19 protein-coding genes and 8 pseudogenes are annotated in these 26,318 nt (G+C 64.3%); 12 read left to right on the forward strand and 15 right to left on the reverse strand.

Annotated features, from left to right (window positions below; all coding sequences use genetic code 11):
• Window positions 1-534 precede the first annotated feature (534 nt).
• The gene (locus ACVWW1_RS14770) at window positions 535-885 is read left to right on the forward strand and encodes a hypothetical protein (protein ID WP_092112972.1); all 351 of its coding nucleotides are present in this window, start codon (window positions 535-537) and stop codon (window positions 883-885) included.
• A 65-nt stretch (window positions 886-950) separates the two neighbouring features.
• Here ACVWW1_RS14770 and ggt read toward each other — a convergent pair.
• Window positions 951-2,691, reverse strand: a pseudogene (gene ggt, locus ACVWW1_RS14775) (gamma-glutamyltransferase).
• Window positions 2,692-2,806: 115 nt separating this feature from the next.
• Between ggt and ACVWW1_RS14780 the strand changes: the two are divergent.
• On the forward strand, window positions 2,807-3,046 hold the full coding sequence (locus tag ACVWW1_RS14780; RefSeq protein ID WP_456656317.1) for a hypothetical protein: 240 nt from the start codon (window positions 2,807-2,809) through the stop codon (window positions 3,044-3,046).
• A 199-nt stretch (window positions 3,047-3,245) separates the two neighbouring features.
• Here the strand turns inward: ACVWW1_RS14780 and ACVWW1_RS14785 are convergent, their stop codons facing one another.
• The 7 genes and pseudogenes from ACVWW1_RS14785 to ACVWW1_RS14815 form a co-directional block, all read right to left on the reverse strand.
• Window positions 3,246-4,745 (reverse strand): amino acid permease, encoded by a 1,500-nt coding sequence (locus tag ACVWW1_RS14785; RefSeq protein ID WP_456656318.1) that lies wholly within the window; start codon window positions 4,743-4,745, stop codon window positions 3,246-3,248.
• Window positions 4,746-4,892: 147 nt separating this feature from the next.
• A complete protein-coding gene (locus tag ACVWW1_RS14790) occupies window positions 4,893-5,198 on the reverse strand; it encodes a BA14K family protein (RefSeq protein ID WP_224924382.1) in 306 nt (101 codons plus the stop codon).
• Between the two features lie 191 nt (window positions 5,199-5,389).
• Entirely contained in the window at window positions 5,390-5,887 is a 498-nt protein-coding gene (locus tag ACVWW1_RS14795; protein WP_224944127.1) for a c-type cytochrome, read from the reverse strand.
• Between the two features lie 34 nt (window positions 5,888-5,921).
• A complete protein-coding gene (gene soxC / locus ACVWW1_RS14800) occupies window positions 5,922-7,199 on the reverse strand; it encodes a sulfite dehydrogenase (protein WP_456656319.1) in 1,278 nt (425 codons plus the stop codon).
• 145 nt (window positions 7,200-7,344) lie between these two features.
• Window positions 7,345-8,301 carry a catechol 2,3-dioxygenase gene (locus ACVWW1_RS14805; RefSeq protein ID WP_456656320.1) on the reverse strand — a complete coding sequence of 319 codons (957 nt, stop codon included), beginning with the start codon at window positions 8,299-8,301 and terminating at the stop codon, window positions 7,345-7,347.
• Window positions 8,302-8,456: 155 nt separating this feature from the next.
• On the reverse strand, window positions 8,457-8,741 hold the full coding sequence (locus tag ACVWW1_RS14810; RefSeq protein ID WP_456656321.1) for a hypothetical protein: 285 nt from the start codon (window positions 8,739-8,741) through the stop codon (window positions 8,457-8,459).
• Window positions 8,738-10,513 (reverse strand): annotated as a pseudogene (locus tag ACVWW1_RS14815) (putative bifunctional diguanylate cyclase/phosphodiesterase); the annotation flags it as partial. The gene ACVWW1_RS14810 and the pseudogene ACVWW1_RS14815, both read right to left, overlap by 4 nt.
• Before the next feature lie 514 nt (window positions 10,514-11,027).
• Here ACVWW1_RS14815 and ACVWW1_RS14820 point away from each other — a divergent pair.
• From ACVWW1_RS14820 to ACVWW1_RS14830, 3 genes and pseudogenes are all read left to right on the forward strand, one after another.
• On the forward strand, window positions 11,028-12,773 hold the full coding sequence (locus ACVWW1_RS14820) for an ATP-binding protein (RefSeq protein WP_176531962.1): 1,746 nt from the start codon (window positions 11,028-11,030) through the stop codon (window positions 12,771-12,773).
• Window positions 12,774-12,871: 98 nt separating this feature from the next.
• Window positions 12,872-13,450: a peroxidase-related enzyme gene (locus ACVWW1_RS14825; RefSeq protein WP_456656322.1), complete on the forward strand. Its 579-nt coding sequence runs from the start codon at window positions 12,872-12,874 to the stop codon at window positions 13,448-13,450.
• 8 nt (window positions 13,451-13,458) lie between these two features.
• A pseudogene (locus ACVWW1_RS14830) lies at window positions 13,459-13,972 on the forward strand (MgtC/SapB family protein).
• Here the strand turns inward: ACVWW1_RS14830 and ACVWW1_RS14835 are convergent.
• Complete coding sequence (locus ACVWW1_RS14835; RefSeq protein ID WP_176531965.1) at window positions 13,933-14,559, reverse strand: ParB-like protein; 627 nt, start codon at window positions 14,557-14,559, stop codon at window positions 13,933-13,935. The pseudogene ACVWW1_RS14830 and the gene ACVWW1_RS14835 overlap by 40 nt on opposite strands.
• An 87-nt stretch (window positions 14,560-14,646) precedes the next feature.
• Here ACVWW1_RS14835 and ACVWW1_RS14840 point away from each other — a divergent pair, with 87 nt between their 5' ends.
• The 7 genes and pseudogenes from ACVWW1_RS14840 to ACVWW1_RS14870 all read left to right on the forward strand — a co-directional run bounded on the left by ACVWW1_RS14840 (window position 14,647) and on the right by ACVWW1_RS14870 (window position 20,370).
• Complete coding sequence (locus tag ACVWW1_RS14840; protein WP_456656323.1) at window positions 14,647-15,528, forward strand: ion channel; 882 nt, start codon at window positions 14,647-14,649, stop codon at window positions 15,526-15,528.
• Between the two features lie 87 nt (window positions 15,529-15,615).
• Window positions 15,616-15,972, forward strand: a complete 357-nt coding sequence (locus ACVWW1_RS14845) for a hypothetical protein (RefSeq protein WP_176535086.1) — start codon at window positions 15,616-15,618, stop codon at window positions 15,970-15,972.
• 181 nt (window positions 15,973-16,153) lie between these two features.
• On the forward strand, window positions 16,154-16,453 hold the full coding sequence (locus ACVWW1_RS14850; RefSeq protein WP_021081038.1) for an acyl carrier protein: 300 nt from the start codon (window positions 16,154-16,156) through the stop codon (window positions 16,451-16,453).
• A gap of 8 nt (window positions 16,454-16,461) precedes the next feature.
• Window positions 16,462-16,938: a 3-hydroxyacyl-ACP dehydratase FabZ family protein gene (locus ACVWW1_RS14855; protein WP_173642217.1), complete on the forward strand. Its 477-nt coding sequence runs from the start codon at window positions 16,462-16,464 to the stop codon at window positions 16,936-16,938.
• A pseudogene (locus tag ACVWW1_RS14860) lies at window positions 16,931-18,110 on the forward strand (beta-ketoacyl-ACP synthase). The gene ACVWW1_RS14855 and the pseudogene ACVWW1_RS14860 overlap by 8 nt, the downstream one beginning before the upstream one ends.
• Before the next feature lie 27 nt (window positions 18,111-18,137).
• A pseudogene (locus ACVWW1_RS14865) lies at window positions 18,138-19,417 on the forward strand (beta-ketoacyl-ACP synthase).
• A 17-nt stretch (window positions 19,418-19,434) separates the two neighbouring features.
• Window positions 19,435-20,370 (forward strand): lipid A biosynthesis lauroyl acyltransferase, encoded by a 936-nt coding sequence (locus ACVWW1_RS14870; protein ID WP_207837224.1) that lies wholly within the window; start codon window positions 19,435-19,437, stop codon window positions 20,368-20,370.
• Between the two features lie 22 nt (window positions 20,371-20,392).
• Here the strand turns inward: ACVWW1_RS14870 and ACVWW1_RS14875 are convergent, their stop codons facing one another.
• From ACVWW1_RS14875 to ACVWW1_RS14900, 6 genes and pseudogenes are all read right to left on the reverse strand, one after another.
• The gene (locus tag ACVWW1_RS14875) at window positions 20,393-20,749 is read right to left on the reverse strand and encodes a pyridoxal-phosphate dependent enzyme (RefSeq protein WP_456656324.1); all 357 of its coding nucleotides are present in this window, start codon (window positions 20,747-20,749) and stop codon (window positions 20,393-20,395) included.
• Window positions 20,676-21,338 (reverse strand): pyridoxal-phosphate dependent enzyme, encoded by a 663-nt coding sequence (locus tag ACVWW1_RS14880; protein ID WP_456656325.1) that lies wholly within the window; start codon window positions 21,336-21,338, stop codon window positions 20,676-20,678. The genes ACVWW1_RS14875 and ACVWW1_RS14880 overlap by 74 nt, the downstream gene beginning before the upstream one ends.
• Window positions 21,339-21,500: 162 nt before the next feature.
• A pseudogene (locus ACVWW1_RS14885) lies at window positions 21,501-22,611 on the reverse strand (polyamine ABC transporter substrate-binding protein).
• 6 nt (window positions 22,612-22,617) lie between these two features.
• Window positions 22,618-23,788: pseudogene (locus ACVWW1_RS14890) on the reverse strand (aminotransferase).
• A gap of 8 nt (window positions 23,789-23,796) precedes the next feature.
• The gene (locus ACVWW1_RS14895; protein WP_176531973.1) at window positions 23,797-24,126 is read right to left on the reverse strand and encodes a rhodanese-like domain-containing protein; all 330 of its coding nucleotides are present in this window, start codon (window positions 24,124-24,126) and stop codon (window positions 23,797-23,799) included.
• 137 nt (window positions 24,127-24,263) lie between these two features.
• Window positions 24,264-26,190: pseudogene (locus tag ACVWW1_RS14900) on the reverse strand (potassium transporter Kup).
• Window positions 26,191-26,318: the final 128 nt, after the last annotated feature.

Consider the following 26,318-nt stretch of genomic DNA (forward strand, 5'->3'; position numbering starts at 1 on the left):
GGCGAATACGTCGCTCGTTCTGAGTGCGCTGCGTGCCACTTAGGCCGCCCGGTATATCGGTCGCACCATGGACCTGCAATTCAACACAGGAGAATTAAAGCGCGCCGGGCGTCAAACTTATGCCATAGAGCCCGGCTCGCGCGCGCGGCCAAATCAGCCCCTCACCGCTCCTCGGCCGCTCCGCTGGACTGCATCGACCCCCCAGCCTTCCATTCCTCGATTCGCCGGGCGCTCGGCGGACGGCACTCCAGCAACCAATCGCCGCGCTTGCGCGGCGAGCCGGTTGCGAAAGAAAACCGCAGGCCGCGCCGGGCGCTTGCATTACCCGGCTGCCGTTCGAGGCGCTGTGTCGTCAGAAACGGTGGACAATGCCGGCCGGCCGACAGGATTAATGGTTTGCTAACCATGACTACCGCAAGTTGTTGTCATACACGCGACTCGCGGGGGCTGGTTCGCATGGCACTGCGCGGATTTAGACGGCCGTTTACGGCCGACCCGAACGTCCTCGGATTTCCGAGACCTCCCACATCAGCGATGGGCACTGAAGCCTTGGACTTGGTCTATCAGGCAGCGGATCTGTTCCGCAGCATCGAGGACCGAGCCCGCGCCGGCGAGGCGCGCGCCGAGGCCGCCGAACAGGCGCAGCTCGAAATCATCGCCGCCACCGAGCGCAAGCTGAGGGACGCGTCCCGGGCACTCGAGGAGGCCCGGCGGCGTATCGAGTCCCAACAGGAGCAGCTCGACGCCGCCGAGTTCCGGGCCCAGGCCGCCGAAGCCGAAGCGCGTGAAGCCAGGCAATCGCTGGCCCTGGTCGAGGATGCGATCCGCCGGCGCCTGCTGCTCACGAGCGGGCACGACGACGGCAGGTCGACGGCCGTCGCCTGACGCACCACCGGTATTGCAAGCGTTGCTCCCTGCCCGGCCGTCCCCACGCGAGCGCGCGACGGCAATCAATAGCCGGCCGCAAGCCCCGAATTGCGGCGTGGATCGTTCGCCCCATAGAAGCGGTTGCTGCCGACCGGCTTGCCGTCCAGCGATGGCGCGCCAACGATGATGACCGCGAGGTGATTGGCAGGCTGCGGCGGCCCGAACTTATGGCCCATGCCTTCCAAAATCTTCCGGGTGTCCGGCGATAGCGTGAAGTCCTCGAGGTTGGTCGCCTCCGGAAGCCATTGCTGGTGGAAGCGCGGCATGTCCACGGCTTCCTGCGCGTCCATGCCGTAGTCGATGGCGTTGATCATCGTCAGCAGCACGGCGGTGATGATGCGGCTGCCGCCCGGAGTCCCGACCACCATGACCGGCTTGCCGTCCCTGGTGACGATGGTCGGGCTCATCGAGGACAGCGGACGCTTGCCGGGGACGATGGAATTGGCCTCCCCCTGCACCAAGCCGTAAAGGTTCGGCACGCCGACCTTGGCGGTGAAGTCGTCCATCTCGTCGTTCAGGAGCACGCCGGTCTTGGCCGCGGTCACCTTGGCGCCGAACCAGTCGTTCAGCGTGTAGGTCACCGACACCGCGTTGCCGTCCTTGTCGGCGATCGAATAGTGCGTGGTGTTGCTGCCCTCGTGCGGCGGAACGCCTGGCTTGATGTCCTTGGACACGCCGGCCTTGGTCGGGTCGATCACGGCGCGGATCTTCGCGGCGTAATTCTTGTCGAGCAAACGCTCGAGCGGATTCTTCACGAAGTCGGGGTCGCCGAGATAGCTGTTGCGATCGACGTAGGCGTGGCGCATCGCCTCGATCTGGTAGTGCACCGCCTGCGCGGAATGGTAGCCGAGCTCCTTCAGCGGGTAGCCCTCGATGATGTTCAGGATCTCGCAGATCACCACGCCACCCGAGCTTGGCGGCGGTGCCGAGACCACGTGGTAGCCGCGATAGTCGCATTCGACCGGCGCGAGTTCGCGAACCTTGTAATTGTCGAGATCCTCCTGGGTGAGCAGGCCCTTGCCGGCCTGGCTCGAGGCGACGATCGCCGCCCCTACCCAGCCCTTGTAAAAGCCGTCGGTGCCGCGCTTGCTGATCTCGCGCAGCGTCTCGGCGAGCTCGTGCTGCGTCAGCCGCTCGCCGACCTGGAACGGCTTGCCGTTGTTGAGGAAGATCGCGCCCGAGGCCGGATCATCCTGAAAATCCTTGGTCGAGGTCTGCAGCATGCTGACGTCGCCCTGGTCCAGCACGAAGCCGTCCTCGGCGATCGAGTTGCAGCGCCGGCGCGATGACGTCCGCGCGCTTCATCGTGCCGTATTTCTCGCGCGCATATTCCATGCCGGCCACCGAGCCGGGCACGCCGACGGCGAGATGCCCCTTGGTCGACAGGCCGGCGATGACGTTGCCGTCCTTGTCGAGATACATGTTGGCGGTGGCGCCCTTCGGCGCCGTCTCGCGGAAATCCAGGAAGGTCTTGCGGCCGTCGGCAAGCTGGATGGTCATGAAGCCGCCGCCACCGAGATTGCCGGCGGCGGGATAGGCCACCGCCAGCGCGTAACCGACCGCGACGGCGGCGTCGACCGCGTTGCCGCCCCGCTTCAACACCTCGATGCCGACCTGCGTCGCGAGATGCTGCGCGGATACCACCCTGCCGTTCTCGGCGGCGACCGGCGCAACCGACGCGGCGTGGCCAGGAGCTGACGTCGTGACGCCGATCGCGACAATGGCCGCGACCATCCATCGCGCGCCCGTTTGTGGATTTCGCATTGGAGTTCCCCCGATTGCGCCGTTTGGGTGCGGCGTATGTTCCTTCTATCGGAGCGAGCAAGTGTAGCAGGCCGCGCGCCCGCGCACTACAGGCTCGTCGCGCGCCGCAACGGCCTTGACTTTCCATCAGCCGACGCACGCGGCCGCTTGCCCGGCCGCGATCGATCTGAAGCCGCGCGACGGCGCGGTCGGTATGCGCTGTCCCGAATGCGCCCGGCGATGCTACGATGACGATAGCATCCTAATCCGCGCCGACGCCGATACATTGATGATCTCACCGCCCCTGATCATCACCGAGGACCAGATCGAGCCGATCTTCGAAGCGATCCGCCGCGCATTGCACGCGATTGAATGAACCTGGCCGCGGACATTTGACTTTCAATGCCGCAACAAATTCGTTGTCGTCCCTGCGAAAGCAGGGACCCATAACCACGCATGTTGATTGGTTTGCTGCGTTGGAATGACGAATCCCATCCATAACGCCCGCCGCGGCGTATGGGTCCCTGCTTTCGCAGGGACGACAGCTTCTTCGCGGAGCCGCCGCGCTTGATTTACTACACCCCGCCCCTCGCCCGCAGCCGGCTGTGGCGTCTGCCGTAGGCCGCATAGATCACAAGCCCGATCAGGAGCCACACCGCGAGCCTGATCCAGGTGTCGAGCGGCAGGCCGAACATCAGGAACAGCGAGGTTCCCGCGGCAGCCGGCGCCACCAGCCAGATCGCCTGCGCCTTGAACGGGCGCGGCAAGTCCGGATCGCGCAGACGCAGCACCAGGGTTCCGATCGAGACCACGGTGAATGCGAACAGCGTGCCGATCGAGACGAGCTCTCCGACCAGCCCGATCGGCAACAGCCCGCCGAGAATTGCAGCGACGCTGCCGGCAAAGATGGTCGAGATATAGGGCGTCTGGAAACGCGGATGGATCCTTGCAGCGATGCCCGGCAGCAGCCCGTCATGCGCCATGGCGCGGAAGATCCGCGGCTGCGCCAGCAGCATGATCAGGATCACCGATGTCAGCCCGAACAGGATGCCGAGCTTGATGAAGGGCCCGAGCCAGCCGATGCCAACTGCATCGATGCCGACGGCGATCGGATCGGGCACGCTGAGCTTGTCGTACGGTACGATGCCGGTCAGCACGAAGCCGACCGCGACATAGAGCGCGGCGCAGATGACGAGCGAGCCGAGAATGCCGATCGGCATGTCGCGCTCCGGCGTCTTCGCCTCCTGCGCCGCGGTCGAGATCGCGTCGAAGCCGATATAGGCGAAGAACACCACCGCCGCGCCGCGGACCACGCCGGACCAGCCGAATACGCCGGGACCGGCGTTCGGCGGGATCAGCGTGCCCTCCGGATTGCCCGCCGTCACCCAGTTCCCCAGCGATACCGAGGAGGCTGCAGTCGCGAGAAACAATGCGATGACGACGAGCTTCACCACGACGACGAAGCTGGTGAAGCGCGCGGACTCGCGGATGCCGACCACGAGCAGCGCGGTGACGAAAGCAATGATCGCCATCGCCGGGATGTTGATGACCGCACCGGTCGACGACCACACACCGGTGTTGGCGTCGTAGGCGAGCGGCGCCGAGGTGAATTGCTGCGGCAGGTTGATGCCGAAATCGCGCATCAAGCTGACGAAATAGCCGGACCATCCAATCGAGACCGCGATCGCGCCGACCGCATATTCGAGGATCAGGTCCCAGCCGATGATCCACGCGATCAGTTCGCCGAGCGTGGCATAAGCGTAAGTATACGCGCTGCCGCAGATCGGCACGGTCGACGCCATCTCGGCGTAGCACAGGCCGGCGAAGGCGCAAGCGACGGCACCAAGCATGAAGGAAAGCGTGACGGCAGGTCCGGCATTCGCGGCCGCCGCATGGCCCGTCAGCACGAAGATGCCGGCGCCGATGATGCCGCCGATACCGAGCGTCACCAGTTGCAACGCCGAGAGCGAGCGCTTGAAGACCGGCGTCTCCGCGTCGCCATCGGCACGCGCCGCTTCCCGCAGCAGATCCGCGGTTGACTTTCGGTCCCAGAAACCGGCCAGGGTGTCTGTCACGCCAGCTGCCCTCCGCCGCTCGGGCCCGGCGGGGCCCGACACGATCTGCGGACTATAACGCGCCCGACGTCCGGGCGTTCGGGCGCGGCGCGACGGCCGACGCGCTTATCCACCGCCAAGAACGACAGCCAAGCGTGGTGCAGGGCCCTATTGGCAGGGATGGCGGCGACCGTCGCGGCCAAGGAAGGTGCCGGACGCAGGATCGAACGAATGGTAGCGTGCGCAAGACGAGGACGGCGCCGCCGGCATGGCCCCATAGGCATTCGCCGGGTTGCCGCCACGTTGCGCCGCCTGCTGGGCCTCACCCCACGGCGTCAGGGCGCCGCCGTTGATCGCGCTCCGCCCCGGATTCTGCGCGTCGAAAAGCGCCGGCTCCGAGATCTGGGCCGAGACTGGCGTGAACGTCATTCCCACGAGCAGCACAGCGGCTGCAACGGCCTTGAGTCCGGCCATAGGACCTCTCCGATGCATCAATTGAAATTTAACAAAGAAAGTACGCAAGGGCGGCAGCGCCGTCCCTGTGCCCAGAATTAATGTGGTGACGGCCAAACCCCCGATGCAGGGACCACCAGGTCACAATGCCGCGAGGCAGCCGTCGGCGCGGCACGACGACCGCGGCGCGCGACTGCGGCACGGCCCGCACTTCACCGATTATGGACGTCAGGCCGCGGGTCGGAGACGAACCCGTCGCGGTTCGGCATCTTGACGGCGGCGAGCGACTTCGCATCGAGCACCGCATTGGCGGGAACGATGCCGTTGAGGCTGAGGATGTAGGCGGACACCGCGTAGACGTCCTCATTGCTCAGCGACTGTGGCGCGTTCTGCGGCATCGCGCGGCGGATATAGTCGAACAAGGTCGAGGCATAGGGCCAGTAGCTGCCGACGGTGCGGATCGGCTTTGGGCTCGCCAGCGTGCCCTGTCCGCCAACCAGGCGATCACCGACGCCGCCCTGCCCGCTGTCGCCATGGCACGCCGCGCATTGCTCGCTGAACACGATGCGGCCGCGCTCGACGCTGCCGCTACCCGGCGGCAACGCCGTGCCGTCACGGCCGATGTCGATGTTCCAGCCGGCGATCTCCGCCGGCGTCGCCTCGCGGCCGATGCCGTAGCGCTCCTCGGCATGAACGGCGACGCCGTGCATCGCGATCGCGCTCACCAGCGCGGCGGTCTTCAGATTACGCCTGGCCATTGGTCACCTCGCCATTCGCATCGATGCGCCAGGGCCAGATCGCGTTGTTATGGTAGAACGAGTTGAGACCGCGTACCGCCACCAATTCCGCCAGCGTCGGCTGCACGTAGCCGGTCTCGTCGATGGCGCGGCTCTGGATCACTGCGGGGGTGCCGTCCCAGTGCCAGGGCAAACGGAAGCGCGTCAGCGCGCGCGTCAGCACCGGCTCCTGCAGCTCGGCCTGTTGCCAGCTCTTGCCTTCGTCGAGCGAGATCTCGACGCTCTTGATCTTGCCGTGGCCGCTCCAGGCTATCCCGGTGATCTCGTGAAAGCCGTGAGTGGTCAGCTTCTGACCGCCGGACGGCCGCGTGATGATCGACTTGGCCTCCATGTAGAAGGTGAATTCGCGCGACGTGCCGTCCGGCATCGGGTCGGTGTATTTCGAGGTCTCCTCGCGCGAATAGGCCGGCTCGGCGACCACCTTGAGCCGGCGCAGCCATTTCACGTTCATGTTGCCCTCGAAGCCCGGCAGCAACAGGCGCAGCGGATAGCCCTGCTGCGGACGCAGCCGCTCGCCGTTCTGGCTGTAGACCAGCATGGCGTCGTCGAGGCATTTCTCGATCGGGATCGAGCGCGTCAACGCGGCGGCATCGGCGCCTTCGGCGACGATCCATTTGGCGCCCGCCTGCAGGCCTGCTTCGTCCAGCACGGTCTTCAACGGCACGCCGGTCCATTCCGCGCAGCTCAGCAGGCCGACGAGGTCGGAGGCCGTCTTGCCGTAGGGCTTGGTGTAGACCGGATTGCCGGAGCACTCGAGGAAGTGGATGCGCGACTGCGACGGAAAGCGGCGGATGTCCTCCATCGTGAACACCAGAGGGCGATCGACCATGCCGTGCAACATCAGCCGGTGCTCGGCCGGATCGATGGTCGGCACGCCGCCGTGGTGGCGTTCGTAGAACAGCCCGTTCGGCGTGATGATGCCGTCGAGCTCCTGCAACGGCGTGCGGCCCGACGCGGAGATGTATTGCGGCAGCGTCTTCGAGATGTTCTTGACGACGCCCTTCTCGTGCTCCGATGGCGTGCCATAGGGCTGGCTTCCCATCGGATCGCCGGGCGCTTTCATCCATTCCGGCACGTTGGGCGGAAGATTCTTCCCCTGTTCGGCAAGCGCAGGAGAACCGGCAACTCCCGCCATCGCGGAGCCTCCGGCCAGTGCCGCACCCGCCTGAAGAAATCGCCTGCGAGACGCCTCTCGCACGCGCTTGTCCGTCGTGTGTTCGCTCATCGACGTTTTCCTCTGACGTTACGAGGTGCAGCCTAACACCAAACGCCCGAGACGAGGCAATGCTGCTGCGCGCAGTGCAGCATTCCGCAATGAGATGCATGATACCGAACGCGTGGATTGCACGACGGCGCAGTGAACGCGCGCTCTATTCTTTCACCGGCGGGGTGCCATGGGTGTGGAACGACTCGATCGTCTTCAACCCCCAGGCCTGGCCCTTCTTGCGCTCCTCCTCGGTCCACACGATCGGCTTCCAGTCCGGCGCGAGGATCAGGCGGGCTCCTGCATTGGCGACCTCGACGCGATTGCCGCCGGGCTCGTAGACGTAAAGAAAGAACGTCTGCTGGATCGCATGCTTGTGCGGTCCGGTTTCGATATGCACGCCGTTCTCGAGAAAAATATCCGCGGCCCGCAAGATCTCCTCGCGGCTGTCGAGCGCGTAGGTGACGTGATGGAAGCGGCCCATCTTGCCGTAATGATCGCGGGTATAGGCGAAGTCGTAGCTCTTGTTCGACATCGTCATCCACATCGCCGCTTCCGTGCCGTCGTTGAGCACGATCTGCTCGGTGGTGCGGCACCCCAGGTAGGTCTCGAAGAACAGGCGGTTGGCCTTGATGTCGACCGCGAGGCAGTTGAGATGGTCGAGCCGGCGGACGTTGACGCCGCGCGCCGGAAAGCGCTGCGCCTGGTTCTTCAACGCGGGCTTCAGCTCGGTCGGCGCTTCGTACCATTCGGTCTCGTAATAGAGCTCGATGACGTGGCCGTCGGGATCGCGGCAGCGGAATGCCGGTCCCTGCCCCATGTCGCCATCGATCCAGCCGATGTCGAAGCCCGAGCCCTTCAGCGCGGCGACGCGGCGCTCGAGCGCCTGCGGGCTGCGGGCCCGCAGCGCCATGTGCTCCATGCCGGAGGTCTTCGACGCGGTCAGCTTCAGCGAGTAGCGCTCGTAATCGTCCCAGCCGCGCAGATAGACCGACTCGCCCTTCCGGCCGCTGACCGTCATGCCCATGACATCGACGAAGAACTTCAGGCTCTCGTCGGGCTTCGGCGTCAGCAGCTCCATGTGCCCGAGATGAGCGAGATCGAAGATCGGTTCCGGCTGCATGGGGCGGGCTCCCTCCGTGACCACGCCGGACCGACCTCTTCAGCTCGGGCGGCAAGCGGCGGGCGTCGATTTGTACTAGTGTACAAAGGATTAGGTCCCGTCAACAAAATGTTGATCCCAGAAATTGTGGCAGCCGTTGAGGGCAGCATCCGTGCCTAGCCCTTGGACACCATCACCGGTGCCGGACCGTGCGGCCGGGATAGGGTCGCCGACACCGTCAACGCGACCGCGAGCGCGCACACCATGCTGAGCTTCATGCGCGCGGTACGGCGATCGGTCATCGGCAGGAAGAAGAAGAATGCGATTGCTAGAACGAGAAGCGCGTTCACGAGAATGTACATGGCGGAGCCCTCTTGTTGCGTATCGACAAGATGGTCGGCGCTCGCGCGGCATTCCGTGGCTGAAATCACATATTGAAAGCGGCCGGGGCCGGCGGTCATGCGACCGAGACGGCCCTCTCGCGATGCAACGACAGCAGTTTGCGGATTTCGACATCCGGCACCGGCCGGCTGAACAGAAAGCCCTGCATCTCGGTGCAGCCGAGGGTGCGCAGCAGATTGCGCTGCTGCTCGGTCTCGACGCCCTCCGCGGTCGTCGTCATGTCGCTTGCGGCAGCAATGTTCACGACGGCCCGGACGATGGTGGACGACGCGCCGGTCCCCGCAAGGTTCTTGATGAAAGCGCGATCGATCTTGATCTTGTCGAACGGGAAGCGCTGCAGATAGCTCAGCGACGAATAGCCGGTGCCGAAATCGTCGAGCGCGATCCGGACGCCGAGCTCGCGCAGCTGATGCAGGATATCGAGCGCGGCCTCGTCGTCACGGATCAGCACGGCTTCGGTAATCTCGAGCTCGAGCCGCGAGGGCGCGAGCCCCGACGCCGCGAGCGCGGCCGCGACGTTCAGCGCCAGCGTCTGGCTCTTGAACTGGATCGGAGACACATTGACCGCGACGTTGATGTGATCCGGCCAGTTCACGGCTTCCCGGCACGCGGTGTTGAGCACCCAGTGCCCCAGATCGTTGATCAGGCCGGTATCCTCGGCGACCGGGATGAAATCCGCCGGCGAGATGGTGCCGCGCTCGGGATGCCGCCAGCGCACCAGCGCCTCGCAGCAGCTGACGCGACTGTCCTCGAGATGAAGCAGCGGCTGATAGTGCAGCTCGAAGCTGCCGTCGGCGATGGCCTGGCGCAATTCCAGTTCGAGGCTGCGCCGCGCCTTGGCACGCGCGTCCATGCCGGCTTCGAAGAACCGGTAGGTGCGGCGGCCATCGCTCTTCGCGCCATAGAGCGCGAGGTCCGCGTTGCGCAGCAATTGATCGAGGTCGAGGCCGTCGGCGGGCGCGACTGCGATGCCGATGCTGGCGTCGGTCGTGATCAGGTGCCCGCTGCAATCGACCGGCTGGCGGATGGTCTGATAGATCGCGGCCAGCAGCTGCATGGTCTCGGTCTGATCGCGGACCGCAGTCTGGATCACGGCAAACTCGTCGCCGCCGAGCCGCGCCGCGACATCGGCCTCCCCGACGCAGGAGCGCAGGCGTTCGGCGATGGCCCTCAGCAGCTCGTCGCCGATCTGATGGCCGAGCGCGTCGTTGACACTCTTGAACTCATCGATGTCGATATACATGACCGCGATCTGTTCGTCGGGTCCGATCACGTTCAGCGCCTGCTCGAGGCGCTGACGGAACAGCAGGCGGTTGGGCAGATCGGTGAGCGCGTCATAGTGCGCCATATGCGCGATCTTGTTCTCGGTGCGCGTCCGCGCGGTGATGTCCTCGATGGTCGCCACCCATCCGCCCTCCGGCAGCGGCTTGTTGACGATCTCGATCGCGCGCCCGCCCGGCGCCTCGGTCAGCTGACGCGTCCCGCGGCCGAGCTTCACATTGCGGATAATGGCATCGCAGAATTCGTCGACGTCGCCATCGAACGAGCCGGTCTCCTGCCGGTGCGCGATCAGCCGCTGCATGGTGCAGCCGGGCTTCGCCACATCGGGCGAGAGCCCGAACATCTCGATGTACGGACGGTTGCAGATGATGATGCGCGCCGATGCATCGTAAAGCACGAGCCCCTGCGGAATGTTGTCCACGGCGGTCATGAGATTGCGACGTTCGGTGGCGAGCCGCGCGTCGGAGATTTCATGCCGCTTCAGCAACAGGAAGACGATCACGGCCATGATCGCGAAGGCCGCCATCAACAGGCCTTCGCGCTCGCTCCACTGCGCGGTCACGCTTCCGAACAGGCTGCCGACGAGCAGGCCGGCGCAGAACGCCAGCCCCTTGGTCGAGCCGGCGTCGGCATTTCCTGACGATGAATTGCGGTGTTCGATGCGCACGCTGATCTCTCCCGGGCGCGGCATCGTTACGCAGCACTGATGGAAAGGTCGTTACAACTCGCAGTTAGCAATCGGTTACACGATACCTGGAGACAGGGCGTAACCCATCGCGCCGAAACCTCCGTAAACCTACGGAGCTGCCGATGCACTCCTCGAAGATGGTGAATCCCGCCTTAACGGAAAAACCGCGAAACAAACCCGGCTGTGCCGGAAAGCGACGATTTCGCCGCCGATAGGCGCGACCGAGCGCAATCTCGCTGCACGATAGAAACAAATCGTCACCGGGAAGGTGTAGATTTTGCCGATGCGCACCCTCGGCGATTTAACGGTTTTTCCAAACCCGGGCGCGCATATTGGTCCGGACATTTAGATTTTGCGAACGAGCCAGGCTGGAACTGTGACATCCTTCGGACGTGTGATCTCTGTGCGCGGCTCGCAGGCCCGGGTTGGGCTGCTGACGGGCGGCCAGATGCAGTTTTCGGAAATGCGCGCGACCGTCGGCCGGTTCGTCAGCATCCGCTGCGCGAGTTCGGTCATCGTTGCCATGATCACCGAAGTGTCGTGCGAGAACCTGCCGGCGTCCGACGAATACATGGCGACCGCCTCGGTCGACCTGCTCGGCGAAATCCTCGGCGGCGATCGCCCGAAGTTCCAGCGCGGCGTCACCCACTATCCGACCATCGGCGACAGCACCGATCTGATCACCAACCAGGAGCTGCGCACGGTCTATGCGCCGAGCGGCTCGGACCAGATCAATGTCGGCACGCTGCAGCAGGACCGTTCGGTCATCGCTTATGTCGACGTCGAGGAGATGCTCTCCAAGCACTTCGCGGTGCTCGGCTCGACCGGCGTCGGCAAATCCACCGGCGTGTCGCTGCTGCTCAACGAGATCCTGAAGTCGCGGCCGAACCTGCGCATCTTCCTGCTCGACGTGCACAACGAATACGGCCGCTGCTTCGGCGAGCGCGCGCAGGTGCTCAACCCGCGAAACCTGAAGCTGCCGTTCTGGCTGTTCAATTTCGAAGAGATCGTCGACGTGCTGTTCGGCGGCCGGCCTGGCGTGCCCGAAGAGCTCGACATCCTCGCCGAAGTGATACCGATGGCGAAGGGCATCTACACCCAGTACCAGAACTCCGACCGGGTCGGTCTCGGGCTCAAGCGGGTCGACCCCAAGCAGGTCGGCTACACCGTGGATACGCCGGTGCCCTATCGCCTCGTCGACCTGATCTCGCTGATCGACGAGCGCATGGGCAAGCTCGAGAACCGCTCCTCGCGCATCATCTATCACAAGCTGATCTCGCGTATCGACGCGGTGCGCAACGATCCGCGCTACGCCTTCATGTTCGACAACGCCAATGTCGGCGGCGACACCATGGCCGAGGTGATCAGCCATCTGTTCCGCCTGCCCGCCAACGGCAAGCCGATGACCATCATGCAGCTCGCGGGCTTCCCGGCCGAAGTCGTCGATTCCGTGGTGTCGGTGCTGTGTCGGATGGCGTTCGATTTCGGGCTGTGGAGCGACGGCGTCTCGCCGATGCTGTTCGTCTGCGAGGAAGCGCACCGCTACGCGTCCGCGGACCGCAACATCGGCTTCGGGCCGACCCGCAAGGCGGTGTCGCGCATCGCCAAGGAAGGCCGCAAATACGGCGTCTATCTCGGCCTGATCACCCAGCGTCCGGCCGAGCTCGACGCGACCATCATCTCCCAGTGCAACACGCTGTTCACGATGCGGCTTGCCAACGACCGCGACCAGGCGCTGCTGCGCTCCGCGGTGTCGGATGCCGCCGCCAATTTGCTGTCGTTCGTGCCTTCGCTCGGCACTCGCGAAGTGCTGGCGTTCGGCGAAGGCGTGGCACTGCCGACCCGGCTGCGCTTCAAGGAGGTGCCGCCGCACCAGTTGCCGCGCGGCGAAGCCACCATCGCAACGGTGCCGTCGGTCACCGCCGGCCATGACATGCATTTCGTCAGCGCCGTGCTGGAGCGCTGGCGCGGCGCCACCTCGCATCGCGACACGCAGAGCGACGCCAACTTCAACGCTCCCGCACCGCCGCGCACCGTGGCGCCTGCCGAGGCGCCGATGCTGCAGCCGTCACTGGGCCTCGATCCGGACCGCTTCTCGCTCCTGAAGAAGCCACTGCGCTGACGTCATTATGGCAGGACGCCGATGCGCCTTGCGCCCAAGCCGTCATCCACTATGGTTTCGCGTGACGCCGCGTCCCCGCGGCACGCCGGAACCATCTCATGACGCAGCCGACCGCAAAACGCTTCCCGACGCCTGCTCTCGACAAGCTCCCCGAGGATGTCCGCACCCGCATCCTGGCGGTGCAGGAGAAGTCCGGCTTCGTGCCGAACGTCTTCCTCACTCTGGCCTACCGCCCCGACGAGTTTCGCGCGTTCTTTGCCTATCACGACGCGCTGATGGAAAAGGACTCCGGCCTCTCCAAGGCCGAACGCGAGATGATCGTGGTGGCGACCAGCGCCGCCAACCAGTGCCAGTATTGCGTGATCGCCCATGGCGCGATCCTGCGCATCCGCGCCAAGAACCCTGAGATCGCCGACCAGATCGCGATCAACTACCGCAAGGCCGACATCACGCCGCGACAGCGCGCGATGCTCGATTTCGCGATGAAGGTCAGCCGCGCGGCCGAGGAAGTCTCGGAGGCGGACTTCGCCGCGCTCGCCGCCCACGGCTTCAGCGACGACGACGTCTGGGACATCGCCGCGGTCGCAGCCTTCTTCGCGCTTTCGAACCGGCTAGCGAACGTCACCGGCATGCGGCCGAACGCCGAGTTCTACATGCTCGGCCGGCAGCCGAAATAGAGGGCGCCTTGGTAGACTGGAGCGAGATCATCCTGCGTCTCGGCGCAGCCACTCTTGCCGGCAGCGCGATCGGGCTCGACCGCGACCTGCGCGGCAAGCCGATCGGGCTGAAGACACTGGGTCTCGTCAGCCTCTCGACGGCCACGGTCGTGCTGCTGGCCTTGCAGGCGGTCGATCCCGGAAAATTCACCGATGCGGTCAGCCGCGTAATCCAGGGTGTGCTGACCGGCATCGGTTTTTCTTGGCGCCGGCGTGATCGTCCGACGGGGCGACCGCTATCACGTCCACGGCCTGACCAGCGCCGCATGCGCGTTCTTCGCCGCCTGCGTCGGGATCGTCTGCGGCGCCGGACACTGGCCGATCGTCATCACCGCGCTCGTGCTGGCATTCCTGCTGCTGACCTTAGGCAAGCGGACCGAGCGGTGGCTGCACCACGCGCTCGGCGGCAGGGAGGACCAACACGGACCGGAGGTCGCGCCCGGTCAGTCGTCAGATGCCGGCCCACACCATCCGGGCAAATAGACCGCCTCCTTGCCCCGGCCCAGCGCCAACCCCTTCTCCAGCGCCTTGGCGAAATTGTTCTCCACGGTCTTGCGCGGGATGTGGCGGCGCAGGAAGTCGGCCCACAGGAATTCGCTGAATGGCGTCGTGTCCTTGGCAAAGCCGCCGGCCCGGCGCATCTCGCCGGCGAGGCTGCGGAACGGATCGTCCTTGAGATCCTTGATCGATTTCGGAATGTCCCTGAAGTGGCAGCGCTCGCCCTTTGCATTATAGGGATAGACCCAGCGCTTGTTGTCCATCACGCCCCAGAACACGTCACGTTCGACCATCGTGAGATCGCCGATCACAGTGACCAGGATGTCCTTGACGCCCTCCTCGTGCAGCGCCCGCGCCATGTGATGGTGGTCGACCACGTAGTAGCGATCGTCCGGACCATGGACCACCGGGATCATGTGCTTGCCCAGGAGTTCGGCGCGCTTCTTGTCCGAACTGTGCTCGCGCCAGCGCTTCCGCTTCTCCTTCACCTCCTGCATGCCGACCGTCATCTGGGTCGGTCGCAGCGACATGATCGGGACCGGTTTGACGTAGGGCTCGCGCGTATGGGCCATGATTTGTGCTCCCGTTTGACCTGCACTCCGGAATGGGTTCCATTATGACATGATGGCACAGGCAGACGAAAGAGCCGGTTCGGCGGAATGGCTTTGAGAACAAGCGATCGCGTGAAGGCGCGCATGATCCGTTTCGGCAACCGCGAGGTCGTGACCGAGGGGTTGGAGCTGAGCTTCTGGGCAGACATCAGCCATCGCTGCATGACCGCATCCTGGCCCGCGTTTATTGGCGGTGCAGCATTGGTGTTCATCACCTTCAATGCCGTCTTCGCCTTGTTGTATTGGCTCGGCGATCATCCGATCGCCAACGTGCCTGACGGCCAATACATCGACTACCTCTATTTCAGCATCGAGACACTTTCGACCGCGGGCTATGGCGACATGCACCCGCAGACGCACTACGGGCACTTCATCGCCACCATCGAACTCTTCACCGGGATCTTCTCGATGTCGCTGATGACCGGGCTGATCTTCGCCCGCTTCTCGCGGCCGAGCGCACGCCTGCTGTTCGCCGACAATCCCGTGATCTCGGACCATGAGGGCCAGCTCACGTTGATGATCCGCCTGGCCAACGAGCGGCACAACATCATCGCCAATGCCACCGCGCGGCTGTGGCTGTTCAAGAACGGCGTCAGCAAGGAAGGCATGCCATACCGCCGGTTCTACGAACTGCCGCTCCTGCGCAGCGAGAGCCCGGCGCTGGCGCTGAGCTGGACCCTGTTTCATGTGATCGACCAGGACAGCCCGCTCCACGGCCTCGACGCTGCGGAGTTGAAAGCCGTCAATGCCGGGCTCGGCCTCTTCGTGTCGGGCTATGACGACGTTGCAGCGCAAACTGTGCATGCGCGAAAGTCGTACGAAAATTCTGACGTACGCTTCGGCCATCGCTATGCCGAGATCCTGCAGACGACCGACGACGGCCGTCTGCGCATTGACTACAGTCGGTTCCACGAGACCATCGAAGGATAAATACCACCTCTGCGCGCATCAAGATTTTAGGTGTGAAGCGCAGCGAACATGCTAAACATAAGCGACGACGCGACCGGACTGACAACAGTGAAGACGCAGCGGCCAATTTCCTCGGATGACGAGCACGTGGTGCTCAAATTCCGGCCGCGTACCTCGGCGCAGCCGCCCGGCAAGCGCGAGGAGGCGGTCCGATCGACCCGCCCGGCTTCCGTCGCTCCTGTTTCCGTCGCCAACGACCTCTCCCGTTATGAGAGGCCGCGCGAGGAGCCGGACGATTTCCGCCAGCGCATGCTTGCCAACATCGCCGCCTTCGCCTTCACCGTAGCGCTCACTGCGATCGGTATCTGGCTCGCCATGAGCATCGCCGATTTGCGCAAGACCCAGGATTGCGTGCTGATGGGACGCCGGGATTGCGCGAAGATTACGGTGATGCCACGTAGCTAGGCAGGCCGGAACCGTACCCAAAAACCGTCCTCGCCCGGCCGGCCAAGCTCCATTGAACTAACGGCCCTGCTCCGATATACGGGCACACGACTCCGGCAGCAGCAATCAGGCAATCCGGGGCACCGCGCCCGCCTCCTCCGAGCCGACCCGGAATTACCTTCAATATATCAAAGGCTTAATGATGTCCTCCACATTCGAGCAGATCGCCAACATTATCGCGGAGACCTGCGACATCCCGCGCGATACGATCAAGCCGGAGAGCCACGCGATCGACGATCTGGGGATCGACAGCCTCGACTTCCTCGACATCGCCTTTGCCATCGACAAGGCCTTCGGGATCAAGATGCCGCTTGAGAAGTGGACCCAGGAGGTCAACGACGGCAAGGCCACGACGGAGCAGTACTTCGTGTTGCAGAATCTCGCCGACCGCATCGACGAGTTGGTTGCGGCCAAGAACGCAGGCACGGGCTCGGCCTCGTAATCGCCATCATGCAGCTTGAAACTTTTCAGCTGATCGATCGGATCGTCGACCTCAACCTCGACGCAAAGACCATTGTCGTCGAGGCGGATGTCCCGCCGGACAGCCACTCTGTGTTCGCGGGGCACTTCCCGGGCTACCCGATCATGCCCGGCGTGTTGCTCACCGAAGCAATGGCCCAGAGCTCGGGCTGGCTGATCCTCGGTCTGACCAAGTTCGAGCGCATGCCCTTCCTCGCCATGGTCAAGGAAGCCAAGATGCGTGGCTTCGTCAGCCCCGGCTCGGTACTGACGATCGAAGCCAAGATTGAACACGAAGGTTCAGGCTTCACCGTGACCTCGGCGAAAGTCCGCGTCGGCAAGGAGCTCAAGTGCAACGCCGAGCTGACCTTCCGCCATATCCCCTTCCCCAGCCCGGACTTGCGTGTGCACATGGATGCGCTCGCCAACAAGATCGGGTTTCCGCTGCAGGCAATGAGTAATGGCTGAGAAGGAAGTCTGGATCACCGGCGTCGGCCTGCTCTCCTCGCTCGGCGAGGGGCTGGATGCGCATTGGGAGGCGCTCGGCGCCAAGCGCGTCAATGCCGACGAGAAACGCCTCGCGCCGTACGTGATCCATCCGATCGCCCCCGTCAGCTTCGACGCCCAGATCCCGAAGAAGGGCGATCAGCGTCAGATGGAGACATGGCAGCGGATCGGCACCTACGCCGCCGGGCTGGCGCTTGATTCCGCCGGCGTCCAAAGGCAATCAGGAAATCCTGTCGCGGATGGACATGATCATCGCGGCCGGTGGCGGCGAGCGTGATCTCAATGTCGACCTGGCGATCATGAACGCCGATGCGCAGGGCAAGCTGCCGCCTGCCGTCCTCAACGAGAAGCTGATGAACGAGTTGCGCCCGACGCTGTTCCTGGCGCAGCTCTCGAACCTGCTCGCCGGCAACATCGCGATCGTTCACGGCGTGTGCGGGACGTCGCGCACCTTCATGGGCGAGGAAGCCGCGAGCATCGACGCCGCGCGGATCGCCGTCGCGCGCATCGGGGCCGGACAGAGCGACATCGCGCTGGTCGGCGCGGCCCACAACGGCGATCGCGGCGACCTCTTGATGCTCTATTCGTTCGGCGACTTCGCCCTCAAGGATCAATACGCGTCGGTCTGGGCCCGCCGGAACAACCCGGGCTTCGCCATCGGCTCCGCCGGCGCCTTCCTGGTGATGGAGTCGCGCGAGCACGCCGAGGCGCGCGGCGCCAAGCCGTACGCCAAGCTGACCAAGGTGGTCGCCGATCTTGCCAAGCGCAAGCAGCCTGGCGCCGTGACGAAGTCGCTGCAGGCGCTGTGGCCGCAGCTCGGGGTCAGCAACGCCATGCTGATCACGGGCGCGACCGGCGCCGAGCCTGCGACCGCCGACGAGCGCGAATTCCTCGCTCAGCATCCCGGCCTTGCCGTGCGCGCCACCGGAACGACCTTTGGGCACACCATGGAGGCGCAGTTCCCGCTCGGGCTCGCGCTGGCCGCGTTGTCGATCTCGCGCGGCGCGCTCTATCCGGCCAACGACCCGACCGGGCTGGAGGTTGAAAAGACCGAAGCGCCAACCCAGATTGTCGTATTGGGGGTCGGCCACTGGCAGGGCGAAGGCATGGCACTGGTCGAGGCCGTCAAGTAATTCGGCGCAAGCACCGACGGGGATACCATGACAGCACCACGCGATAAATTCGGCCGACCGATCGTCGTCGTGACCGGCAAATGGGAATTGTGACGTCGCTCGGCGGCGGCAAGACCGACAATTGGAAGCGCCTCAGCGCGGGCGAGTCCGGCATCAAAACCGTGACGCGCTTCCCGCTCGACAGTCTGAAGACGACGATGGCCGGCGCCGTCGATTTCGTCACCGTGGACCCGTTCTCCTCGACCAGCCTGTCGCAGCGCCTGGCCGAGATCGCGACCGAAGAAGCGCTGGAGCAGTCCGGCATCGGTAGCAAGGGCGACTTCCCCGGCCCGCTGTTTCTGGCGGTCGCGCCGATCGAAACCGAGTGGCCGCAGCGGCTCGAGGTCGCGCGCGAGGTTCCGACCAAGGACTTTGGCATCATCGACTATCTGGCGACCTGCAGCGGCGGCAAGTTCGCCCACTTCCACCGGCGCTTCACTTTCGGTTCGGTCGCGCTCAACCTCGCCGAGACCTTTGGCACCAAGGGGTCGCCGATCTCGCTCTCGACGGCTTGCGCGTCCGGCGCGACCGCGATCCAGCTCGGCGTCGAGGCGATCCGCCGGGGCGAGACCGATGCAACGCTGTGCGTCGCGACTGACGGCTCGGTCAATCCGGAAGCCATGGTGCGCTTCTCGCTGCTCTCGGCGCTCTCCACCCAGAACGATCCGCCCCAGGGCGCCTCAAAGCCGTTTTCGAAGAACCGCGACGGCTTCGTGATGGCCGAAGGCGCCGGCGCATTGGTGCTGGAGAGCTACGACGCTGCGATGGCGCGCGGCGCGCGCATCCTGGGCGTCGTCGCCGGCTGCGGCGAGCTCACTGACTCCTTCCACCGCACCCGCTCTTCCCCGGACGGCAAGCCGGCGATCGGCTGCGTGCGCAAGACACTTGCTGACGCGGGCATGGAGCCCGAGCAAATCGATCACATCAACGCGCACGGCACCTCGACGCCGGAAAACGACAAGATGGAATATCTTGCGACCGCGGCGGTGTTCGGCGAACACACCAAAAACATTCCGGTGTCGTCGAACAAATCGATGGTCGGCCACACCATCTCGGCCGCCGGTGCGGTCGAGGCGATCTTCTCGCTGCTCACGCTCGAGCATCAGCGGATTCCGCCGACGATCAACTACGAGGTGCCCGATCCTGCGATCCCGTTCGATGTGGTCGGCAACAAGGCGCGCGACGCCAAGGTGACCGCCGTGATGTCGAACTCGTTCGGGTTCGGCGGGCAGAACGCTTCGCTGATCCTGACGCGCGAGCCGGCCTAGCGCCCTCGCCTTATCAGATGAAACGCCTGCTCCTTCGCGCCCGCGCGCATCTGCGTGATGCCGCAAAACCTGTGACCGATGCGGCGATCGGCGGGCTGACGATCGGCCTGCTGCGCACCACGCGCTATTTCGATCCGGAGAAGACCGCACGGTTCTTCGGCCGCGCCGCGCATTTCATCGGCCGCCGGCTGCGCGAGGATCGCATCGGCCGCGAGAACCTCACGGCCGCTTTCCCGGAAAAGTCACCGCAGGAGATCGAAGATATCCTGACAGGCGTCTGGCATAACCTCGGACGCATCGGGGCCGAATTCGCGCACATCGACCGCATCTGGGACCACGATCCCCAGAATCCCGACAAGCCGGGTCGCGTCGAATTCTCGGCGCGCAGCAAGCAACTGTTCGACCAGTTGCGTGACGACGGCAAGCCGGCCTTGTTCTTTGCCGCACATCTCGGCAACTGGGAGCTCTCTCCGATTGCCGCGGCGGCACATGGGCTCGATGCTACGATCCTGTTCCGGCGGCCGAACATCGAAGCCGCCGACCGCGCCATCGAACGCATCCGCGCAGTCAACCTGGGCACGCTGGTCCCGGCTGGCCGCGACGCGCCGCTCAAGCTGGCGCAGGCGCTTCAGCGTGGCCAGCACGTCGCGATGCTGGTCGACCAGTATTTGACCAACGGCGTTCCCGTGACCTTCTTCGGCCGCAAGACCACCGCGAATCCGCTGCTGGCACGCTTGCGCCGACAGATCGATTGCCCGATCCACGGCACCCGGATCATCCGCCTGCCCGACGGCCGTTTCCGCGGCGAAGTCACCGAGGAAGTGAAGCCGGTGTTCGACGCATCCGGCCAGATCGACATCCAGGGCACGATGCAGGCGATCACCGACATCGTCGAGGGCTGGGTCCGCGAATATCCGGATCAGTGGCTCTGGCTGCACCGGCGGTGGCGGTAACTGTCCGACGACGCCATTGGCATCACAGACGTTCGCGAGCGAGCGACGGTACGTTCCCTCCGCATGCGATTACCCATATTCGCGACCGCTCGCTGTCGACGACACCTCCCAAGACTGCCGCCATCGCCAAGGCGCCGCTGGGCTCGACCCGGATGCCGCAGGTCCCAAGGAGTAACCGGGCAGCGTGTTGCACAAGTTCATCGCTAACGGCGCACACCTGAACATTTGACCGTTGCAGAATTTCGAAGGCTCGCACTCCGATCTGGCGGGAGCGCAAAGCATCGCATACCGTATCTCCACGAGGATCAATCCGGATCGGAACGAACGCCAACCTCACGGGCACGCGCGTAGCGCTGGTGGGTCTCCGGTTCTGCAACATAGATTGCAGCCGGAATGGACCAGGAGCGCAAAGCAAGGGCAACGCCAGCGGCCAGCCCACCGCCACCACAGGCAACAATCACGGCATCAGAGGCTGGGCTACTTGCCTGAATGGCAGCTGCGATTTCCGAACCCACCGTGAAGCTTCCAGCAATCATCTCGACGTTTTCGAAAGCGTGCAGGTTACGCCAACCGCGTCGATGGGCCTCCATTCGAGCGCAATCGACCAACTCCGACCGCTCGACGATTTTTATCTCAGCTCCGGTTTCTCGGGCCTGCTCCCTCTTAAAGGCCGCTACGTCCGCGGGCATGACCAAACAGGCGGGCTTGTCCAGCTCCTGAGCGGCCAGGCCAACCGCGATCGGAAAGTTTCCCGATCCTGCGGCGACAACTCCTCGCTCGGCGTTTCTCGTCCCAAGGATTGCTCCTCGAAACTTGAACGAGCGGCCATGTTGAACGGTCTCGTCTTTGATGAGGATTGTTCGCCCAGTCAGTGCGTCCAACGCGGCGCAAGATCGTATGGGTGTTTCCAGCGCCCGCCCTGCAATAAACTCGAGATCATCACGAACCAAATGAATCGGACGGGGCATCTTGGCTTCTGCGGCAATCGCAAGGAGTACCGAGGGCTATCGGACACACCTGCACGGGTGTCCAATCAGCTGTTGTGACTGCTCGATTTATCTTGTGAACGCCTGAAATATCTCAGCTCGTCACAGGCAATAGCCGAATGTCCGCCGTGCCCACACGCAGCCCTAGCGCCCGGTCTTCACCCGCGTCCACAGCCGGTTGATGATCCGCTGCGTCGCCGGATCGCGCGCGGTGATCACGAACAGCTTCTTCTGCATCGCTTCGTCAGGATAGATGTTCTTGTCGTTGAATATCTTCGGATCGATCAGCTTCTGGCTCGCCAGATTGCCGTTGGCGTAGGACAGGAAGTTCGAATTCCTTGGCCGCGACGTCGGGACGGTAGAGGTAGTTGATCAGCTCGTAGGCCTCGGCGACGTTCTTCGCGTCCGCCGGAATCGCGAGATTGTCGAAGAACATCTGCGCGCCTTCCTTCGGGATCGTGTAACCGATCTCGACGCCGGTCTTGGCCTCCGCCGCCCGGCTGCGCGCCTGCATGATGTCACCCGACCATCCGACCACGAAGCAGATCTCACCCGAGGCCAGCGCGCTGAGATATTCGGATGAATGGAATTTGCGCACATAGGGCCGGATCTTGATGACGAGATCGGCGGCCTTCTCGAGGTCAGCCTGCTTGGTCGAGTTCGGGTCCAGGCCGAGATAGCTTAGCGCCGCCGGCAGGATGTCGTCGGCGGAATCCAGCATGTGAATTCCGCAATCCTTGAACTTGGCGAGATTCTCCGGCTTGAACACCATGTCCCAGCTGTCGATCTTCGCATCAGGCCCGAGAATCTTCTCCGCCATCTTGACGTTGTAGCCGATGCCGGTGGTGCCCCACATGTAGTTGGCGCCGTAATTGTTGCCGGGATCGTAGGTCGCGAGCTGACCGGTCACCACCGGCCACGCATTGGCGAGGTTCGGCAGCTTCGATTTGTCGAGCTTGAGGAATACCTTCGCGGTGATCTGGCGCTGCAGGAAATAGCCGGTCGGGACCACGACGTCGTAGCCCGACTTGCCGGCAAGCAGCCGCGTCTCCAGCGTCTCGTTGGCGTCGAACGTGTCGTAGACGACCTTGATGCCGGTTTCCTTGGTGAAGTCCTCGAGGACACCCGGCGCCATGTAGTTCGACCAGTTGTAGAAATTGACCGTGCGCTCCTCCGTACGTGCGGAGGCAGCAAACAACAGAACCGTGGCGACCGTACCAACAAGGTTGACGAGACGACGGCTCTGCTTCTGCATTCTGGTCTACCTCTTGCGACGATGAACTGCGTCGGACAGCCGCTCCAGCGCGGTGTCGAGCGTCGAGTCCTTCTTGGCGAAACAAGAAACGCACCACCGACGTCACCGCATTCTGCTCGTAAAACGCCGACACGGGAATAGCCGCAACTTTGTAATCCTGCACAATTCGCCAGCAGAACTCCGCGTCGGTCTCATTCAGACCAAGCGGTGACAGATCGACGGTGAGGAAGTAGGTCCCCTGCGACTTCAGCACCGGAAAGCCGATGCTCTCCAGCCCCTTGGTGAGGCGGTCGCGGCTCCGCGCCATGTCCTTGCGCATGTCGAAGAAATAATCGTCCGGCTTGCTGAGGCCGTACGCGACCGCCGCCTGCAGATTGGGCGCCGTCGTGAAGGTGAGGAACTGGTGCACCTTCGCAGCGACGCGCAGCAGCGGCGGCGCGGCGCAGACGAAGCCGATCTTCCATCCGGTCAGCGAGAAGATCTTGCCGGCGCTACCGACCTTGATGGTGCGGTCGCGCATGCCCGGGATCGTGATCAGCGGGATGTGCTCGCGGCCGTCGAACACGACGTGCTCCCAGACCTCGTCGCAGATCGCAACCACGTCGAACTCCTGGCAGTACCGCGCCAGCAGTTCGAGGTCCTCGCGCGGATAGACCACCGCGGCCGGGTTGAGCGGGTTGTTGAACAGCACCACCTTGGTCTTGTGGTTGAAGACGCTGCGCAGCATCTCCTCGTTCAGCCGCCACTCCGGCGGCTCGAGCCGTAACAGCCGCGGAATGCCGCCGGCCTGGCGGATGATCGGCAGATAGGAATCATACACAGGCTGGAAGCACACCACCTCGTCGCCCGGCTCGACCACGGCGAGGATCGAGGAGGTCAGCGCCTCGGTGCCGCCGGAGGTGACCATCACCTCGGTCATCGGATCGAGCTTGAGCCCGTGCCAGTGGCCGTAATGCGATGCGATCGCCTGACGGAGTTCCGGAATGCCCATCATCGACGGATACTGGTTGTAGCCGTTGATGGACGCGTCCGCGGCGGCGCGGCGGATGTCCTCCGGTCCGGGATCGTCGGGAAAGCCTTGGCCGAGATTGATGGCGTTGTTGTCGCGCGCCGCCTGCGACATCGCCTCGAAGATGGTGACGGGAAGGTCCGCGAAGACCTTGTTCATGGAGGTCATGTCAGGGATCAGCCCCCGGTCTTGGTGGGCAGTCCTGCCGCCTTCCAGCCGATGATGCCGCCCGCCAAATGCTTGTCGTAAGGCAGGCCCGCGGCCTGGGCCGCCAGCGAGGCCGTCACCGAGCGCTTGCCGGAACGGCAGGCGAACACCACCTGCTTGCCCTGCGGATCGGGAATCGCTGATGGATCGAACGTCGACAGCGGCACCACGACGCCATCGGGATAGGCCTCGACGGCGACCTCATTGGGCTCGCGGACGTCGACCAGGAGATAACGGCCTTCCGCTATGCCCTTCGACACCTCGTCCGGAAACAAATCTTCCACCTTGTGGTCCGCCACGGAAATATCCTCCCGATATCAGCTTGGGCGAGCGTCGCGCGGCTCGCCGGTCCGGGCCGCAAAGTCGCCTCTCGCGCGAAGAAAATCAAGCACCCGAAACGGGTTAGATGCCGCGCGGAAACGCTGGATCGTGGACCCTAGATCGTGACTTGCGTGCCGACCTCGACCACCCGCCCGGTCGGAATCTGGAAATAGTCGGTGGCATCGTTCGAGGAGCGGCTCAGCGCGATGAACAGATGGTCCTGCCAGCTCGGCATGCCCGAATGCGCCGCCGGCTTCAACGCACGGCGGGACAGGAAGAACGAGGTCGACATGATGTCGAACTGCCAGCCGAGCTTGCGGGCGATCGCCAGCGTCTTCGGCACGTTCGGCTGCTCCATGAAACCGAACTTCAGCGTCACCTTGGAGAAAGTCTCGGTCAACTGCTCCATCCGCACCCGCTCGGACGGATCGATGCGCGGCGTCGGCGCGGTCTCGATGGTCAGGATGACGTTCTTCTCGTGCAGCACCTTGTAGTGCTTGAGGCTGTGCATCAGCGCGGTCGGCGCGCTGACGGGATCGCTGGTCAGGAACACAGCCGTCCCAGAGACGCGCTGCGGCGGCCGCTTCTCCAGCATCGCGACGAGATCGGCGAGCGGGAATTCCAGCTTGCGCGATTTCTCGAACAACAGCCGGCTGCCGCGCCGCCAAGTGTACATCACCACGATCATGGCTCCGCCAAGCGCAAGCGGCACCCAGCCGCCCTCGAACACCTTGAGCAGATTGGCGGCCAGGAATGTGATGTCCAGGAACAGGAACGGCGCGACCAGCGCCGCGGCGGCGAGCGGCGACCAGCGCCAGACCTTCCAGATCACCACAAAACCCATCATCGCCGTCACCACCATGGTGCCGGTCACGGAGATGCCGTAGGCCGACGCCAGCGCACTCGACGAGCGGAACATCAGCACCAGCACGATGACCGCAATGAACAGGAACCGGTTGATGCGCGGCATGTAGATCTGGCCGGAATGCGCCTCCGACGTGTGGCGGATTTCGAACCGCGGCATCAGGCCGAGCTGGATCGCCTGCCCGGGTCAGCGAGTAGGCGCCGGTGATGACGGCCTGGCTCGCGATCACCGTCGCCATGGTCGCAAGCGCAACCATCGGGATCAGCGCCCAGTCCGGGAACATCAGGAAGAACGGGTTCTCGATGCCCTTGGGATCGCCGATCAGAAGCGCGCCCTGCCCGAGATAGTTCAGCGCCAGCGACGGCAGCACGATGAACAGCCACGCGGTCTGGATGGGGCGTTTGCCGAAGTGACCGAGGTCGGCATAGAGCGCCTCCGCGCCGGTCACGGCGAGGAAGACCGCACCGAGCGTGATGAAGCCGATCACGCCGTGATGCAACATGAACGACACCGCAAGGATCGGGTTGAATGCGTACAGCACCTCGGGGTGCCGCACGATCTGCGGCAGCGCCGCGATCGCGATCACGGCGAACCACACGCACATCACCGGGCCGAAGAACGCGGCGACGCGCGCGGTGCCGCGCGACTGCACCGAGAACAGGACGACCAGGATCACCACCGTGAGCGGGACGACGTAGGGGTCGAAGGTGGCGGTGACGAGCTTGATGCCTTCGATCGCGGACAGCACCGAAAGCGCCGGGGTGATGACGGCATCGCCGTAGAACAGCGCGCCGCTGATGATGCCGAGCAGCACGATCGCGGCTCCACCCTTGGTGACTGCGCGCTGCGCCAGCGCCATCAGGGCCAGCGTCCCGCCCTCGCCATTGTTGTCGGCACGCAGCAGGATCACGACATATTTCAGCGTCACGACGACGATCAACGCCCACAGGATCAGCGAGAGCACGCCGAGCACCGCATGCGCCGTCACGGCGCCCTCGCCGCCGGCAGCCGCGACGACGGCTTCGCGCAGCGCATACAGCGGGCTGGTACCGATGTCGCCATACACGACACCGATGCTGCCGAGCATCAGCGCCTTGAAGGTGGCGGTTGAATGCGCCTCGCCATGGCCGTTTACCGCGGGCGTTTCCGCCGCGGTGATCGCACTCTCGGATGACATGGGAAGCTGCGCCTCTGTCTTCTGCCGCACTGCACAATGCCGGGTTGCAGGCCTATACTCCCGGCAGGAATGCATAGGTTAGCCCGGATTCAGGCCTCCGCCATGCATATCACGCATAGATCACGGCT

The sequence above is a fragment of the Bradyrhizobium sp. JR3.5 genome, from assembly GCF_054057015.1.

Bases quoted from the DNA above. Each gene is read 5' to 3' on its own strand.
- ACVWW1_RS14770 (WP_092112972.1), top strand. From the start codon at position 535: ATGGGCACTGAAGCCTTGGACTTGGTCTATCAGGCAGCGGATCTGTTC.
- ACVWW1_RS14790 (WP_224924382.1), bottom strand. From the start codon at position 5,198: ATGGCCGGACTCAAGGCCGTTGCAGCCGCTGTGCTGCTCGTGGGAATG.
- ACVWW1_RS14795 (WP_224944127.1), bottom strand. From the start codon at position 5,887: ATGCACGGCGTCGCCGTTCATGCCGAGGAGCGCTACGGCATCGGCCGC.
- soxC (WP_456656319.1), bottom strand. From the start codon at position 7,199: ATGAGCGAACACACGACGGACAAGCGCGTGCGAGAGGCGTCTCGCAGG.
- ACVWW1_RS14805 (WP_456656320.1), bottom strand. From the start codon at position 8,301: ATGCAGCCGGAACCGATCTTCGATCTCGCTCATCTCGGGCACATGGAG.
- ACVWW1_RS14810 (WP_456656321.1), bottom strand. From the start codon at position 8,741: ATGACCGCCGGCCCCGGCCGCTTTCAATATGTGATTTCAGCCACGGAA.
- ACVWW1_RS14825 (WP_456656322.1), top strand. From the start codon at position 12,872: ATGACGCAGCCGACCGCAAAACGCTTCCCGACGCCTGCTCTCGACAAG.
- ACVWW1_RS14835 (WP_176531965.1), bottom strand. From the start codon at position 14,559: ATGGCCCATACGCGCGAGCCCTACGTCAAACCGGTCCCGATCATGTCG.
- ACVWW1_RS14840 (WP_456656323.1), top strand. From the start codon at position 14,647: ATGGCTTTGAGAACAAGCGATCGCGTGAAGGCGCGCATGATCCGTTTC.
- ACVWW1_RS14850 (WP_021081038.1), top strand. From the start codon at position 16,154: ATGTCCTCCACATTCGAGCAGATCGCCAACATTATCGCGGAGACCTGC.
- ACVWW1_RS14855 (WP_173642217.1), top strand. From the start codon at position 16,462: ATGCAGCTTGAAACTTTTCAGCTGATCGATCGGATCGTCGACCTCAAC.
- ACVWW1_RS14870 (WP_207837224.1), top strand. From the start codon at position 19,435: ATGAAACGCCTGCTCCTTCGCGCCCGCGCGCATCTGCGTGATGCCGCA.
- ACVWW1_RS14875 (WP_456656324.1), bottom strand. From the start codon at position 20,749: ATGTTGCAGAACCGGAGACCCACCAGCGCTACGCGCGTGCCCGTGAGG.
- ACVWW1_RS14880 (WP_456656325.1), bottom strand. From the start codon at position 21,338: ATGCCCCGTCCGATTCATTTGGTTCGTGATGATCTCGAGTTTATTGCA.